The following is a 16,373-nucleotide window of genomic DNA, read 5'->3' as shown; positions in this document are numbered from 1 at the left end:
TCAACACTCCCACTATGTCAGCTAGTTCGCTTGACCATGGGGTCCAGAAATATAACTTAAAATATAATAATTTTAGTATTTTAAGCTGGATACCGCGATCAAGTCGCGGTATGACAACTGAAAAACCGAGCCATGCAATAATACCCGTAGCATTACCCGCGTGGACGCCAAATCGTCATTGCGAGGAGCGAAGCGACGTGGCAATCCAGCAAAAATAATTCACAATTACCGGAGGTTTTTATGCCTTATAAAAATAATAACGATTTACCCGATTCAGTTAAAAATCATCTTCCAAGCCATGCTAAGGATATTTATCACGAAGCTTTTAATCACGCATTTAAACAATATAAGGATGCCGATAAAAGACGCGGAAATGACTCTAGAGAGACAGTTGCACATAAAGTAGCATGGTCGGCCGTAGAAAAAAAATACTATAAAAATGATAAAGGACATTGGGTACACTCCTAATAAATGAAGAGTTGATACACGAAAGTCAATTTCAAAAAGAGTAATAGGTCTGTAAGACGAGGAGTGGAGCGTATACTTAAACGTTCAGTACCGCAGGACTTGCTAGACGACGCTGCCAATTTTTGAAATTCACCGAGTATTTTTAAATTGAATCCTTGAAATTCTTTAAGCCTATATGTATATTTAGTTATTAACTGAATTTAAGTTCTTATGAAATTAACAAAATTATTGAGTACCCTTTTAGTTATAGGGTTAGTTTTCAGCGGATGTAAAAGCAAAAAAAGCAGTGATGATATAGTAGTTCCTATCCCTACTCTTTATAACAAAGGTGTTACTTTGTTAGAAAAGAAAAAATATAAAAAAGCTGCGGAAGAATTCGGAAAAGTATTTTACCAACATCCGGGTAATGAAATGACCCCACAAGCCGAATTGATGCAGGCTTATTCTTTATTCCTCGCCGCTCAATATGAAGAAGCGGTTGATGTGCTTGATATGTTCATTAATTTGCACCCTGCAAATGTTGACATTGCTTATGCATATTACCTTAAAGCATTATCATATTATATGTTAATTTCAGACGTAAATCATGATCAATCTAGAACTTTCTTAGCTAAAGATAGTTTTGAAGACGTAATAGCAAAATTCCCAAATACTAAATATGCTATTGATTCATCTTTAAAAATCGACTTAGTAAACGATCATTTAGCAGGTAAAGAGATGATGGTAGGTCGGTTCTACTTAAAGAAAAAGAACCCGATGGCAGCTATTAATAGATTTGAAGAGGTAATTGATAATTATCAAACTACTTCTCACTCGGTAGAAGCTCTTTACCGTTTAGTCGAAAGCTATATGATGCTTGGGTTACCTGATGAAGCAAAAAAATATGCCTCGGTGCTAGGTCATAACTATCCTGATAGCCAGTGGTATAGTTATGCATATAAGTTGGTTAAGTAGTAAGATATTCATGGTTCTTAAAAAGTGTTCGATGTCATTCCCGCGGAAGCGGGAATCCAGTACTTTAAAGCTTTTTTTAAAGCTTGATTTATCTCGCTTTACGCTGGATTCCCGCTTCCGCGGGAATGACATAAACGAACCGTGCAACGCAGCTTTTCAAATTCATCGAGTATAACTATGTTTCATAGTCTCTCAGTCAAAAATTTCATTCTGATAGACGAGCTGGAAATTGAGTTTAATAAAGGTTTATGCGTTATTACCGGTGAAACGGGAGCCGGTAAATCTATTTTACTTGACGCCATTTTATTTTGCTTAGGCTATAAAACTTCAAATAATATAATAAAGCGTGGAAAAGATTATGCTGTTGTTAATATAATATTCTCTTTAAGTGAAGAGATAAAAAACTTTCTAATCCAAAATTTTATTGAGCCTGAAGAGTTATTACTTGTAAAATGTCTGCAAAAAGCCGAAGGACGGAAAAATTTTTTTATTAATAATCAAGTAGTTAATAAGGCTATAATGCAGCAATTAGCTACTTACTTATTTGAAGTTCATGGACAAAATAATAATATTTCCCTTCTAGAAGCAAATACGCAGCGTGATATTTTAGATAGTTACGGAAATCTTTTGGACTTCCGAGCCGAGCTTTCCAAATGTTATCAGACTTGGCAAAATACTCGGAAAAAAATTGCCGAAATAACACTTAAACAAAATTCTATAGAACAGGAAATTGATTATTTGAGCTTTGCAACGGAAGAATTAACTAAACTGAACATTCAAATAGGTGAAGAAGAAAAATTAGCAAATATACGAAAAGATTTGCAAAATAAAGATAAGGATTTACAGCTAATAAAAGATATTCTAGAACAGATTAATAACCCTGAAATAAATACATCGATTAATAGAGCAGAGAAATTATTAGCAAGGCAACAGGACAATAAACGTTTTGAAGCTATTACTACAAGCTTAGAAGAAGCCTATAATAACCTAGAAGAAGCACGCCAAGAATTATCAAATCTGTTAGATAGTTTTAATCATGAAGAATATAATCTTGAAGAAACAGAAGAAAGGTTATTTTTAATAAAAGCTATTAGCCGTAAATATAATATTCCCGCTGATGAATTAGGTATATTTTTAGATAAATCTTTAGAGCAGCTTGGTATATTAAAAAATAAAATAGCAAATAGCAATGAGTTAAAAGCTCAAGAAGTGTTATTGCAGAAAAAATATTATGAACTAGCAATCGATTTATCTTCAAAGCGTCTTGCTGCTGCAAAACATCTAGAAGAATCGTTGCATCAGGAGCTAAAACAGCTTAAAATGGCGAAAGCAATTTTTGAGATTGAGATAGAAACTAGAAAAGAGCCAACAGCCGGCGGTAATGATGATGTTGTATTTAAAGCTTCCACCAACCCCGGAACGGCAGCTGAAACAATCAATAAAATCGCCTCCGGCGGTGAATTATCAAGGTTCATGCTTGCTTTAAAAACTTCTTTGTTTGATAAAATGGTAAAACCATCTATTATATTTGATGAAATAGATGTCGGAATTGGTGGAGAGGTCGCAGATAAAGTAGGTGAGCGATTAAAAAAACTTAGTAGCGTTACTCAAGTAATAGTTATTACGCACCAGCCGCAAGTAGCAGGTAAAGCGGATTTGCATATAAAAATCGAGAAAACACAGCTAGAGAAAGAAACAAAAGTAACGGTAAAAGCTTTAAATTTAGCTGAAAGACAGGAGGAACTAGCCCGCATGATTTCAGGTAAAACAATCACCGAGGCAAGTTTAAAAGCAGCAAAGGAATTGTTGCATTTGTAATAGGCACTAGCGATATGGTTTTTATGTCATTCCTGCGAAAGCGGGAATCCATTATAAAGCAAGATAAATCGAGCTTTTAATTTTAAAAATTTGCTGTATTTATACTTTTTTTGGATTCCTGCTTTCGCAGGAATGACATAGCAAGGAAAAAACTATGAACAACAACTACACAAAATTAGAAAACGAATTTGCGACCATCTCGCATTTTAATAATATTTTGAGCATATTATACTGGGATGTTGCCGTAAATATGCCTATGGGTTCAGGTGAGAGTAGGACAAACGAAATAGTAACTTTAACGTCGCTCGTTCACTCGCTGCTCAAATCTCCTATGCTAAAAGAGTTAGTTAGCAAGGCAAAAGAAGAATCAAAGAGTCTTGACGATTGGCAAAATGCTAATATTAGAGAGATTGAGAGGCAAATAATAGATGCGAATTGTATTGACGAGCAGCTACAAAAGAAACTAGTAGCAGCGACTACTAAAGCTGAACTTGTTTGGCGAGAAGCAAGAAAAAATAATGACTATAATTTATTCAAACCGCATTTACAAAAAGTTTTAGATTATACGAAAGAAGTTGCTAAAGTACGAGCAGATGCTTTTAATTGCGGATTATACGACTCATTAATAGATATGTTTGATCCAAGCAGAAAAAGTAGCGAAATCAAGCAAGTTTTTTCAGTACTTAAAAAAGAACTCCCGCAGCTCATAAATAAAGTTTTAGAAAAACAGAAAAGCGAGAAAGAACTAGTAAAAAACGGCGAACTAGCTCCTGAAATGCAAAAGCGTATCGGAAAACGCATTATGGAAATTATGCAGTTTGATCTAACAAAAGGACGATTAGACGAATCTACTCATCCTTTTTGCGGTGGAACACCAAACGATATACGTTTAACTACTAGGTATTATAAAGATAATTTCATAAGCGGTTTAATGGGAATTATTCACGAAACAGGTCATGCTCTATATGAGCAGAATCTACCAGAAATGTATAAAGGACAGCCGGTAGGACATCCTAAAGGTATGGCTTTTCATGAAAGCCAGTCTTTATTTATGGAGATGCAAGTAGGTAGATCAAGAGAATTTACGGAATTTTTAGCTAAATTACTTCGAGACGAATTTGCTTTTAAAAGCGAAGAATATTCAGCAGAAAATTTATATAGAAAGATTACTAAAGTTAAACCTGATTTTATAAGAGTGGATGCAGATGAAGTAACTTATCCATTGCATGTAATATTGCGTTTTGAGATAGAGGAGCTACTCATCACCGGTGATTTGAATCTTGATGAGCTACCAAGCTTTTGGGATAATAAGATGCAAGAATATTTAGGCATTAAACCGGTAAGCTTTAGTAATGGCTGTCTTCAAGATATTCACTGGTCACACGGAAATTTCGGTTACTTTCCTGCTTATACAAACGGTGCAATTATCGCATCAATGGTGATGAAAAAAGTAAAAGAGATGTATCCTAATATAAAAGATGATATATTAAAGGGTGATTTTAGTAATCTAAATAATTATCTAAATAAGAATTTTAGAAATCTCGGTTCGTTAAAAAATTCAGCCGATTTATTAAAAAGTGCTAGCGGTGAGGACAAGATAAATCCTGAAGTGTATATAGGGTATTTAGAAGGGAAATATTTATAGGCGAATAACCGATGTCATCCCGTGGCTTGACCACGGGATCCAGAAAAACAATAAAAAATACTAATAAATTTAGTATTTTAACTGGATCCCGGGAACTTCGTCCCGGGATTACACTAAAAAGGACTGGATTCCCGCCTACACGGGAATGACATAAACGAGCCATACAACAATGCCCGTAGGTGGAATGACATACTTATGTGCAATCAAACAATACAAACAATAATATGGAAGAAGACTTAAAAAAAACAGGTTATTTATTTGGCGGGAACGCCGTTTTTGTTGAAGAGCTATATAGGCAATATTTAGCCAATCCAGCCTCGGTTGATCAAACTTGGCAAGAATTTTTTGCTGGCCTTAAGGATAATAGTACCGTGCTTAATAAAAGTACGGCAAAGATAATTATTCCTTATGAAATAAAAAAAGAACCGTTAAATAATAATCTATCTTCTGAAGTCTTAAATAGTTTAAAAGCTAAAGAAATGATCAATGCTTATCGCAAGCATGCTCACTATTTAGCGAATCTTGACCCGCTTGGTCTAGAGCTACGTAAAACAAAAAACGATTTAAAGCTTAATATAGAAACTTTTGGTCTTGATAGCAGCCAGCTAGAAGAAAATATCAATATTACGGATGAATTTGTTGGTAATTGGAACTGTAAATTATCTGAATTAGTTACCAAACTCGATAAAACTTATACGGGTTCCATCGTGGTTGAATTTGAACAAATAGAAAATGTAGAAGAAAAAAGCTGGTTATATAGTCAGCTAGAAAATGAAATTACATTTTCTCCTGAAGACAAAAAAACTATCTTAAATGATTTAGTAGAAGTAGAAGGGTTTGAGCAGTATTTACATACAAAATTTCCCGGAGCTAAGCGTTTTTCCGTTGAAGGCGGTGATGCTTCTATAGTTGCTATGAGTAAAGCTATAGATTTATCCATGAATCAAGGCGTTGAAGAAATCGTTATCGGTATGGCACATCGAGGGAGATTAAACACTCTGACTAAAGTAGTAGGTAAGCCATATAAGGCTGTTATTGCGGGCTTCATAAGCGGTAGTGTATTTCCTGATGAGCTAAATGTTTCAGGTGATGTGAAATATCATCTAGGCTATTCGTCCGATAGAACTATAGATAACAAGAAAATACATTTATCACTAACTGATAATCCTTCACATTTAGAAGCGGTAAATCCTATAGTTGCAGGGAAAGTAAGAGCAAAACAGGATATTCTTGTAGATACTAAACGCAGTAAAGTTAAGGCTATTTTAGTGCATGGTGATGCTGCTTTTTGCGGTCAAGGCGTAGTTGCCGAAAGCCTATCAATGTCACCGCTCACTGCTTATGATATCGGCGGAATATTACATTTCGTCATTAACAATCAGTTAGGTTTTACGGCTAATGCTGTGGATACTAGAGCTAGCAGATATTCTACGGAATTTGCTAAAATCATCGCTGCTCCGATTTTACACGTTAACGGTGATGATATAGAGGAAGTGTTAAAAGCCACCAATATTGCGGTAGAATATAGGCAAAAATTCGGTAAGGATGTTGTAGTCGAAATTATTTGTTACCGCAAATACGGACATAATGAGGGCGATGAGCCAATGTATACTCAAGGCAAGATGTATAACATCATTAAAAGCAAACCGACTCCCGGCAATATTTACGCAAATGAGTTAGTAAAAAGCGGTGTAATTGACAATAATTATTTTACTAAGTTAAAAGAAGAATTTAAAGCAAGACTCGATAAGGAATATGAGCAGGCAAAAAGTTATAAGCCGGAAGCACATTTCTTAGGTGGTTTATGGCAAGGCATTTCTCGTACTCGTACACAAGCTGCAATAACGGGCGTCGGAAAAAAAACATTACAAGATTTAGGAACTAAACTATGCGAAATACCGAAAGATTTTGCCGTTAATCCAAAACTTGTAAAACTATTTGAAGCTCGAAAAGTCAATCTAACGGCTGATCAACCTATTGATTGGGCAACAGCTGAGCAGCTAGCTTTTGCAAGCTTGCTTGCTTCAGGTACAAATATAAGGCTAACCGGACAAGACTGCGGACGCGGTACTTTCTCGCATCGTCATTCAGTATTGCACAACCAAATTGACGATACTACCTATATACCTCTAAATAATTTATCTAAAGAACAAGCAAAATACGAGGTAGCCGATAGTAATTTATCTGAATATGCGGTGCTTGGTTTTGAGTATGGTTATTCACTCGCAAATCCAAAAAATTTAGTTTTATGGGAAGCACAATTCGGTGATTTCGCTAATGGAGCTCAGATCATTTTTGACCAGTTTATTTCAAGCAGCGAAACAAAATGGCTTCGTATGAGCGGACTTGTGGTTTTGTTACCTCACGCATTTGAAGGACAAGGACCGGAGCATAGTTCGGCAAGACTTGAGAGGTTCTTACAGTTGGCGGCTGAGGATAATATATATGTTACATATCCAACTACTCCTGCCTCGATTTTCCACCTGCTACGTCGTCAAATACTTGATGATACCCGCAAACCGTTAATCGTAATGTCGCCGAAATCATTATTACGTCATAAATATGCAGTATCTAAACTTGATGAGCTAGGCGAAAATACTACTTTCCTATCGGTTTTAGATGAAGTAAATAAACTAGACACAAACAATATTACTAAAGTAATTTTATGTAGCGGTAAGGTATATTACGATCTATTTGAAATGCGTGGCAATAACAGTAATATAGCGATTATTAGGCTTGAGCAATTATACCCTTTTGAAAAAAAACTTGTAGCATCACTATTAAAAAAATATAATAGGACGCAGGAATTTATTTGGTGTCAGGAAGAACCAAAGAATATGGGAGCTTGGCGTTATATAGCTTCTTACTTAAATGATGCTTTAAAAGAAGCAGGAATTAATAATGAATTTAAATATGTAGGTAGAGAGGAATCAGCCTCTCCGGCCGTAGGTTCGCTGCAAACACATAATAAACAGCAAGAGAAGCTATTAAGGGAAGCATTAAAGGTGTGAATATTGCGATTCTTAATGTTATTTCCGTATGGCCTGTTACATGGTTCGAAAAACCCACTGTGTCACCTAGTTGCTTGACCACGGGATGACACCGAATACGTTTTTTGATTTTTTAGGAGTAAAATAAATTATGAGCGTTAAAATTATAGTACCGTCGCTTGGAGAGTCCGTAACGGAAGCAACTATTGCCAAATGGTATAAGAAAGAAGGTGATTCGGTTAAAACCGATGAATTACTGTTAGAAATTGAAACCGAAAAAGTAACTTTAGAAGTTAATGCTCCTTGTAACGGCACTATAGGTAAAATATCGAAAACTGACGGTACAAATGTAGCGGTTGGCGAAGAAATAGGCGAAATAAATGAAGGGGCAGCTGCAAATACTGCGGGTACTAATAATGAATCTGCTAAAGCTCAAGCAGTTACGCAGCCTACTTCAGAAAAGCCTGTAGAGAAACCTGCCGTGGTTAATAATATTCTTGCTCCTTCCGTACAAAAATTAGTTACCGAAAATAAGCTTGATCCCAATAATATAAAAGGAACAGGTAGAGACGGTAGAATTACCAAAGGTGACGTGCTTGAAACAATAAACACACCGTCTGCTGCTACTTCTACTCCTACAGTGAACAAAACTAATGAAGAAAGAGTACAGCGTGTTCGTATGTCACGCTTGCGTAAAACTATTGCACAGCGTTTAAAAGATTCACAAAATACAGCAGCTATTTTGACTACTTTTAATGAAATCGATATGTCAAAAGTAATTGCCTTGCGTAATCAATATAAAGAAGAGTTTGAGAAAAAGCACGCTGTGAAACTTGGCTTTATGTCATTTTTTGTTAAAGCAACAATTGAAGCTTTAAAACTTATTCCGTCGGTAAATGCTGAAATAGACGGCAATGATTTAGTATATAAAAATTACTATGATATAGGTGTAGCTGTCGGAACAGAGCAAGGGCTTGTTGTACCGGTTGTTAGGGATGCCGATAAAATGGGATTTGCCGAAGTGGAAAAAGCTATAGGAACTTTGGCTAAAAAAGCTCGTGAGGGTAAGCTTTCTATGGCTGATTTATCAGGGGGGACATTCTCGATTTCTAACGGAGGCGTATATGGCTCATTATTATCTACACCGATTATTAATCCTCCTCAATCAGGTATTCTAGGCTTACATAAAACCGAGGAAAGAGCTGTAGTTATAGATGGTAAAATTGAAATACGTCCGATGATGTATATAGCTTTATCTTACGATCATCGCATAATTGATGGGAAAGAAGGAGTATCGTTCTTGGTAAAAATTAAAAAGCTTATTGAAAATCCAGAGAAGTTACTACTGAATTTGTAGAAAGTTGTCATTGCGAGGAGGCATTGTCTGCTTGGATACCGAGTCGTCATTGCGAGGAGCGAAGCGACGTGGCAATCCAGAAAAAATAATAAAAAAATTCTGATTTACAGAATTTTTTTTCTTCCTTGCTTCGTCAATTACTACGTAATTTTTCTCGCAATGACGATTTACATCCCGTATTCAAAGAAAGGAAGTATATAAATAATGATAAAATGTACTCGTCGTATTGAGTTCGATGCAGGACATAGAATTATAGGACATCAAAATAAATGTCAATTTCTGCACGGTCATCGCTATGTTCTTGAGATTGCTATAGCCGCAAACAAAACCGATAAACTTGGTATGGTAATCGATTTTGGTTTAATTAAGGATTTAGCTAAAAAATGGATTGATGAAAATTTTGATCATAGCTTAATCCTACATCAAGACGATAAGGAAATGGGGCAGCAAATAGAAAATTGTACCGGTCAAAAAATATATTACATGCAGAATAACCCAACTGCAGAAAATATAGCGACGCATTTAAAGGATGAAATTTTTCCTAAACTTTTCGTAGGTCAAAACTTCTTCGTAGCGAGCCTCAAACTATATGAAACACCTAATTGTTTTGTTGAGGTTTAAGCATGCAAGATTGCTGTTTAATTTTAACGACTACTAATGATTTGCAAATTGCCGAGAAAATAGCATCTGTTTTGTTAGAATTAAATCTTGCTGCCTGCATTCAAATTGACGATGTCAAAAGTTACTTTAGATGGGATGGGAGAGTAACTTTAGAAACCGAATATAGACTTGTAATTAAAACAAAATCTTCTAATTATAACGAAATTGAAAATAAACTCCTTGAAATTCATAATTATGAATTACCGCAAATAATAAAAATAAATATTGACTATGGCTTTCAAAAGTACTTAAAATGGATTGACCAAAATAGCAAAAAAAACTTGTAATTGAACAAATTTAAAAATTAAGTAAGTAAATTATGAAATTATGGCAAAAAGTTACCTTAGGGTTAATCTTAGGTATTATATTTGGTATATACTTACCACAATATGTTAATTATATTAAACCTATCGGTGACATTTTCTTACGCTTGATAAAAATGATCATTACCCCTTTAATTTTCTTTAGTTTGGTTTCCGGTATCACTAGTATGAATGATACTTCCGCCCTTGGCAGAGTAGGAATGAAAGCGGTAGCCGCTTTTTTAGGTACTACTTTTTTTGCCACGGTTTTTGGGCTTACTGTTGCCTTAGTATTAAAGCCTGGAGTAGGCATACATATAGATTTTACCTCTTCAGGAACGACAAGTAGAACTTCATTTAATATAATTGATTTTTTTGTAAATATCATCCCTGATAATGCTGTTGGGGCTTTTGCAAACGGTGATGTCTTGCAAGTTGTATTTTTTGCTATTTTTGTCGGGATTACCTTAAACAAAATGAAATCTATCGGTGAACCTGTTACTGATTTAATTCATGTAATGTCAAAATTAATATTAAAAATGATATCATTTGTTATTCAATTATCCCCTTACGGTGCTTTTGCTTTAACAGGCTGGATTGTAGGCATGCAGGGAGTTGAAGTAATGATTAGTTTATCGAAACTTGTTGTAGCGGTAGTTGTGGCGATGACATTTCAATATTTAGTTTTTGGCTTACTTATATATGTATTCTGCCGTGTTTCCCCTATACCTTTTTATAAAAAAAGTTTTGAATATCAGATACTTGCTTTTTCTACTTCAAGTAGTAAGGCAACTCTTGCAACTACTATGCAAGTTTGTCGTGAAAAGCTTGGCATTTCAGAGTCTAGTACTTCATTCGTACTTCCGATAGGGGCGTCAATTAATATGGACGGATTCGCCATAAATCTATCTCTTACTACTATATTCTTTGCTCAAATGATGGGAGTAACGCTTGCTCCTCACGACTATTTAGTAATTATTCTCACCTCAACACTTGGATCTATCGGTGGAGCCGGCATTCCCGGTGCCTCTTTGATAATGCTTCCTATGGTTCTTTCTTCGGTTCACTTACCTATAGAGGGAGTAGCAATTATTGCCGGTATTGACCGAATACTTGATATGCTACGTACTACTATCAATATTACCGGCGATGCAACAATTACTATGATTATAGATAACAGCGAAAATACTTTAGATAAGGAAGTATATTTATCTTAATGCTTATCTACATTTCTAGCTAATTATGTCATTCCTACGAGGGATTGTTGCGTGAACCGGTAAAAACACACTGTGTCAAGCCACGGGATGACAGAGGTAAAACTGATCCACACAACAATGCTCACTCGTAATGACGGCTTAGGTATTAACAAACAATACTCCCACTATTCATTTACTTGAAGTATAGTTATCAAAATTTTTTCTCTTATTTTTTAATTTAAAAACGCCATTGACTTTAGAATCTAAAGTATGCATTACAATAGTAATATTAACTCAAGGTTGAGGACATATGTTAAATTTCCTAAATAATACTGCATCACCAAAAAGATTTGTATCTATAAATAATAGAACTACGGCAAGCGATTTACCTGAATTGTTTTGGCATTCTATTGCTGAAAATAGCTGTGATATTAATTGGAAAAATATACCATTACAAAAAAGTCCTTTTCAGATTGTTACTACTCAAGGTTTAATTCAAGAATTAAAACCCAAAACCATAATTGAATTTGGAAGTTTTAAAGGAGCTTCCGCCCTTTGGTTGGCGGATATACAAAGTTTATCAGTAAAAGACGGTAAAGTTATTAGTATAGATATCGATTTTAAAAATATTGATCAAGCCGTAAAAGGTGATAATAGAATAGAATTTTTACAAGGCGATTCTAATAAAGTAGAGGCAATATTCCCAAAAGAAAAAATATCTAAAATAGTATATCCCATACTCTTAATAGAAGATGCTCATATTAATACTATAGGTATTTTAGAATATTTTCATAATAATATCTTTGAAGAAGGGGATTATTTCATCATTGAAGATACTAATATTGACTATAATAATGCTTGCTATGATGTTTGGAGGAAAACTTTAGATGAAAAAACTTGTATAGCAAAATTAGAAAATTTAAACAATAAAATCGTTAGATTAACTAGCTGGTTGAAAGAAAAAAAAGATTTATATTTAGTAGATACAAAATATGTAGATCCTTTCGGTATTATTAATGCTTCTAAAAATTGGAACTCAGTTATAAAAAAGATTTAAAGATAATGACTTGTGTATTATGAGAAAGGAAATTTATCTAAAAAATTTTAATATTAATAGCGATGATGCTTTAAACAATTTTACTAAAAATCCATATAAATCTACTGTATTTTTTAAAAATTTTTTAGAAACAAAATATGTAAATTATACAAAGGCATTGTTGCGTGGATACCACCCCGTCATTGCGAGCAGTCGTAGACTGTGCGGCAATCCAGAAAATAATAAAAATGCTACGCATTTTACTGGATTGCTTCGTCAAATTACGTTGTAATTCTTCTTGCAATGACAAAAAACCGGTCCACGCAACAATGCCTTAAAAATTTAAAAAAAATTAGAATAGGTTTTTATCTTAACTTGTAAGATATAAATAGAAACACTACCAAAATTTAACGGTGATAATTGAAAAGCTTTTTTATTTCTTTTTCCTTTTCTTTATTTCTTGTCTTAATGCTATTTCTTTCTTTTATAATTTTCAGTTTAGTTTTAAATGGAGCAAGAAATAAAGCAGTATAATATTCTGCATCAGAAGCATGTAAATTTCTATTAGCATCCACTGCTATCCAATCCAAAGCTCTTTTTCCTTTTAAATCTTTAATTTTTTGATCTGCTCCATATTCTAATAAAATACGAATAGGTTCAACATTAAGATATGATGCTGCATACATAAGGGAAGTCATTCCGGTTTTAGAATTTTGAACGTTAGGATTAACACCTAGCTTAAGCAAAAGTTTTATTAAATCAGGATTATTTCTTTCTGCAGCTAGCATCGTTCCGGTAATACCGTCTTCATATCTTAAATTAGGACTCATTTCCTGATTAATTAAAAATTCGGCAATTTTTATATTATTATTCGATATAGCATAATCTAGAGGAGTCCAACCCAAGCATGGTTGATTTACTCCGTATCCCTCTCTAATATCTTTTTTACTTCTTCAAGATTATCTGCCTTAATAGCATCCGCTATAGGTGTAATTGGATTTCCGACTTTTTGATTATATTCAACACCATCCACATATATTTTTTGGGTCTTAAACTCCAGTTTACATTCCATTGCATGAATAGCAGGAATAATAAAAATAATTATAAACTTTAAAATTACTTGGATAATTTTCATGTAATCAATCTAGGTACTATATAACTATGGAGCATTAAACCTTTATCGGTAAGATAGATATTTTCATTTATTTTAATTAAATCTAACGCTTGATAATGCTTAAGATTATTCATGTCTAAAATATCTACTAATTTTGCGTTTATTTTCTTCTCTAATGTAGAAATATTTATACCTTTGCTAAGACGTAACCCCATCATTAACGTTTCTTCAATGATTTCTTGATGCGTTAACTTAGTATTAGTTTGAATACCGACATTTTTTGTGTTAACCGAGTCTAACCATTTTTCAGGTTTATGCCACATCATAATTGCCGATATCGAACTTGAAGTATCAATTATTCTACTATGAGCTCCAGGACCTATACCTAAATAATTATTATAATTCCAATAAGTCAAATTATGCAAACATTCCTGATTTGCTAGAGCATAATTAGATATCTCATATCTAAAATATTTTTTAGATTCTAGATAATGATTTGTCCATTCGTACATTTCAGCTGCCGCATCTGAATGCGGCAAAATCAGATTACCCTCCTTAAATAATTTATAAAAAGGTGTACCTTTTTCTATAGTCAATTGATAAAGAGAGATATGGCCATTTACGAGTTGCATAGCTTGCTTTAATTCTTCTTGCCAGTCTTTTAATTTCTGACCGCTACGTGCATATATTAAATCAAATGATACTCTTGGAAAAATCGAATTTGCTGCCTCAATTGTTTTGATGGCTTGCAAAGCATCATGAGTTCTACCTAATTTTTTTAAATCGTCTTCTTTTAAGGATTGTACTCCAATTGAAACACGATTAATTCCGGCGGATTTGAATGCTTTAACCTTCTCAGTTTCAAAGGATGTGGGATTAGTTTCTAGAGTTATCTCGGTTTGATTATCAATAATTGCTAGATTACTGATTTTATTTATTATTCCTGCAACGACTACAGGATTCATTAAAGAGGGAGTACCGCCGCCGAAAAAAATAGATTTAATGTATTTATTTTGAATAATATCCTTAAAATACTCTATTTCCGTTTCATAGGATTTAAGCCACTGATTATGATCTATAGTGCTTGCCACATGAGAATTAAAATCACAATATGGACATTTTGACAAACAAAACGGCCAGTGAATATAAATACTTAAATTATCTGCCATCACTTTCATATTTTTTAAGAATTCAGGCAGTTTGTTGTAACTTCTCAATTTCTTCTTTTTTTAATCCGGTTGAAGCAATTATTAAGTCAGTTTTTAAACCGGCTTTGATTAAATTTTTTGCTATAATAATTTTTTCTTTTCTTCTACCTTCTTGCAACCAATGTTTTACTATACTTCCCATAATTTTTTCTCTTTTTTTAGAATTTAATTTTGATTTAAGTATGTTTTCTACTTCCATTATATCACTTTGCTTAATCTTGGTCAAAGTATAGAATAAAATTAGCTCTATATAATCAATGCCAATATTAACTTTAGCAAATTTAGGTAAGAGATCAGCTATCTCTTCCCATCTTTTCAATAAATCACGTTCATGAATATGCTTCATGAAAAATTGTAAAATTCCGGACCAAGCATTTTTTTTCAATTCTTTATCAGATATATCATGCACGTTTATAAGTTGATAATCATTAGTCCAAGTAGCCTTTACCAATTCACTATTTTCAAATAATTCCCATAAATTTAAAGGAGCATTATATTTTTGTATGCCGTTATAAAACACTAACGGATATATGAAAGGAAATTTCTTGCTTTTTGTTGTTTTCATATGATATTCGGCAATCTTTAACATATACTTAAACAAGCGAAAAGCCATGTAATAATCAGGTTTGCTTTGATGTTCTAATAATAAAAATAAGTAACCGTCTTCACTATTAAATTTAACGGAAAATAAAATATCTAATATGGATTTCTTAAGTGTTTTATCTACAAAACTATCTTTTTCCATTTTAAGATTTTTAAAAGAAACCAAACTTTGTATATGAAGCGTAAGTGCATTTGAAAAAACTCTTTGGCAACTATTGGATTTTCAAATGCACTACGTATAATCTCATCGTGCTTAAGATTTTTAGACATAAATGTTAATGATATACTGCACTATAAATACATCATTAATAATACTTTTACAATTATAAATTGAGACAAATTAAGCTTTACAATTTTTGTTTATTAATCCAATATATATCACTCAAATATAAAATTCTTGTACCAGAAGATTATAAGGATAAATATATTATGTACATAGAATAAAATTGATTAGCCGAAATTTCAATAATCAATATTTTTAATTTAAGAGATATTATTAAAATAATGAAAAAACTTACCTGCTATTTTACAATTATTTTATTAACCTTTTGCATTCAGGCTATGGGAAATAATAATGAACAAATATATAACTCAAAAGATACTAAATTTCTAGAGGAAGCTGAAGCTCTAAAATGAGCAAAAGAGCGTACTGATAAAACAGAAAAGGCTTTCCAATCTATGCCTACTTATAAGGTAGTTAAGAAAGAAATAGAATCTATTTTCTATGACCAAAGAAAAACTCCATATGGTATTATACGTAAAGGTTACGTGTATAATTTTTGGATGGATGATAAGAATCCCCAAGGGTTATGGCGTAGGACATTGATTGAGAATTACTCGAAAGATAAACCAAATTGGGAAATTCTAATCGATTTTGATAAATTATCCAAAAAACTCGGTAAAAAAGCAATGTATCGAGGTGGAAGTGATTGTTTTCAAAACCCTAATCGTTTCAAATTAAAACATATAGCCTTCATAAATTCAGAGAATTGATTTTTGACAATACCAATATATCTGACATA

15 protein-coding genes and 4 pseudogenes are annotated in these 16,373 nt (G+C 33.3%); 15 read left to right on the top strand and 4 right to left on the bottom strand.

Going from position 1 to position 16,373, the window contains the following annotated elements; all coding sequences use genetic code 11:
• The 14 genes and pseudogenes from SB78_RS09295 to SB78_RS08105 form a co-directional block, all read left to right on the top strand.
• Positions 1-218: pseudogene (locus SB78_RS09295) on the top strand (hypothetical protein); the annotation flags it as partial.
• Positions 219-240: 22 nt separating this feature from the next.
• On the top strand, positions 241-468 hold the full coding sequence (locus SB78_RS04340; protein ID WP_041078897.1) for a ChaB family protein: 228 nt from the start codon (positions 241-243) through the stop codon (positions 466-468).
• Between the two features lie 210 nt (positions 469-678).
• Positions 679-1,422, top strand: a complete 744-nt coding sequence (locus SB78_RS04335; RefSeq protein ID WP_041078896.1) for an outer membrane protein assembly factor BamD — start codon at positions 679-681, stop codon at positions 1,420-1,422.
• A gap of 31 nt (positions 1,423-1,453) precedes the next feature.
• The gene (locus SB78_RS10115; protein WP_199402777.1) at positions 1,454-1,597 is read left to right on the top strand and encodes a hypothetical protein; all 144 of its coding nucleotides are present in this window, start codon (positions 1,454-1,456) and stop codon (positions 1,595-1,597) included.
• Positions 1,598-1,599: 2 nt separating this feature from the next.
• Complete coding sequence (gene recN, locus SB78_RS04330) at positions 1,600-3,240, top strand: DNA repair protein RecN (RefSeq protein WP_041078895.1); 1,641 nt, start codon at positions 1,600-1,602, stop codon at positions 3,238-3,240.
• A gap of 154 nt (positions 3,241-3,394) precedes the next feature.
• Positions 3,395-4,885 carry a carboxypeptidase M32 gene (locus tag SB78_RS04325; protein ID WP_041078894.1) on the top strand — a complete coding sequence of 497 codons (1,491 nt, stop codon included), beginning with the start codon at positions 3,395-3,397 and terminating at the stop codon, positions 4,883-4,885.
• Positions 4,886-4,896: 11 nt separating this feature from the next.
• Positions 4,897-5,034 (top strand): palindromic element RPE4 domain-containing protein, encoded by a 138-nt coding sequence (locus SB78_RS09290; RefSeq protein WP_146625026.1) that lies wholly within the window; start codon positions 4,897-4,899, stop codon positions 5,032-5,034.
• A 75-nt stretch (positions 5,035-5,109) separates the two neighbouring features.
• The gene (locus SB78_RS04320) at positions 5,110-7,896 is read left to right on the top strand and encodes a 2-oxoglutarate dehydrogenase E1 component (protein ID WP_041078893.1); all 2,787 of its coding nucleotides are present in this window, start codon (positions 5,110-5,112) and stop codon (positions 7,894-7,896) included.
• Between the two features lie 130 nt (positions 7,897-8,026).
• Positions 8,027-9,232, top strand: coding sequence for a 2-oxoglutarate dehydrogenase complex dihydrolipoyllysine-residue succinyltransferase (odhB, locus tag SB78_RS04315; protein WP_041078892.1), 1,206 nt, complete (start codon positions 8,027-8,029; stop codon positions 9,230-9,232).
• A 204-nt stretch (positions 9,233-9,436) separates the two neighbouring features.
• Complete coding sequence (locus SB78_RS04310; protein ID WP_041078891.1) at positions 9,437-9,853, top strand: 6-pyruvoyl trahydropterin synthase family protein; 417 nt, start codon at positions 9,437-9,439, stop codon at positions 9,851-9,853.
• A 2-nt stretch (positions 9,854-9,855) separates the two neighbouring features.
• Positions 9,856-10,179: a divalent-cation tolerance protein CutA gene (gene cutA / locus SB78_RS04305; RefSeq protein ID WP_041078890.1), complete on the top strand. Its 324-nt coding sequence runs from the start codon at positions 9,856-9,858 to the stop codon at positions 10,177-10,179.
• A gap of 32 nt (positions 10,180-10,211) precedes the next feature.
• Positions 10,212-11,411, top strand: coding sequence for a dicarboxylate/amino acid:cation symporter (locus tag SB78_RS04300; protein ID WP_041078889.1), 1,200 nt, complete (start codon positions 10,212-10,214; stop codon positions 11,409-11,411).
• A 289-nt stretch (positions 11,412-11,700) separates the two neighbouring features.
• On the top strand, positions 11,701-12,447 hold the full coding sequence (locus SB78_RS04295) for a CmcI family methyltransferase (protein WP_041078888.1): 747 nt from the start codon (positions 11,701-11,703) through the stop codon (positions 12,445-12,447).
• Between the two features lie 19 nt (positions 12,448-12,466).
• Entirely contained in the window at positions 12,467-12,718 is a 252-nt protein-coding gene (locus SB78_RS08105) for a hypothetical protein (protein WP_241773739.1), read from the top strand.
• 331 nt (positions 12,719-13,049) lie between these two features.
• Here SB78_RS08105 and SB78_RS11765 read toward each other — a convergent pair.
• The 4 genes and pseudogenes from SB78_RS11765 to SB78_RS04270 all read right to left on the bottom strand — a co-directional run.
• Positions 13,050-13,331, bottom strand: a pseudogene (locus SB78_RS11765) (ankyrin repeat domain-containing protein); the annotation flags it as partial.
• 11 nt (positions 13,332-13,342) lie between these two features.
• Complete coding sequence (locus SB78_RS04280; protein ID WP_041078887.1) at positions 13,343-13,561, bottom strand: hypothetical protein; 219 nt, start codon at positions 13,559-13,561, stop codon at positions 13,343-13,345.
• Positions 13,558-14,718, bottom strand: a complete 1,161-nt coding sequence (gene hemW / locus SB78_RS04275) for a radical SAM family heme chaperone HemW (RefSeq protein WP_041078886.1) — start codon at positions 14,716-14,718, stop codon at positions 13,558-13,560. The genes SB78_RS04280 and hemW overlap by 4 nt, the downstream gene beginning before the upstream one ends.
• A gap of 13 nt (positions 14,719-14,731) precedes the next feature.
• Positions 14,732-15,621: pseudogene (locus tag SB78_RS04270) on the bottom strand (Rpn family recombination-promoting nuclease/putative transposase).
• 234 nt (positions 15,622-15,855) lie between these two features.
• On the opposite strand from SB78_RS04270, the pseudogene SB78_RS04265 reads away from it, so the two are divergent.
• Positions 15,856-16,305 (top strand): annotated as a pseudogene (locus tag SB78_RS04265) (prolyl oligopeptidase family serine peptidase); the annotation flags it as partial.
• Positions 16,306-16,373: the final 68 nt, after the last annotated feature.

This window comes from Rickettsia asembonensis (genome assembly GCF_000828125.2).
Taxonomy (GTDB): Bacteria; Pseudomonadota; Alphaproteobacteria; order Rickettsiales; family Rickettsiaceae; genus Rickettsia; species Rickettsia asembonensis.
The sequence above is the reverse complement of the archived record's forward strand: the minus strand, read 5'-3'. Positions and strand labels throughout refer to the sequence as shown.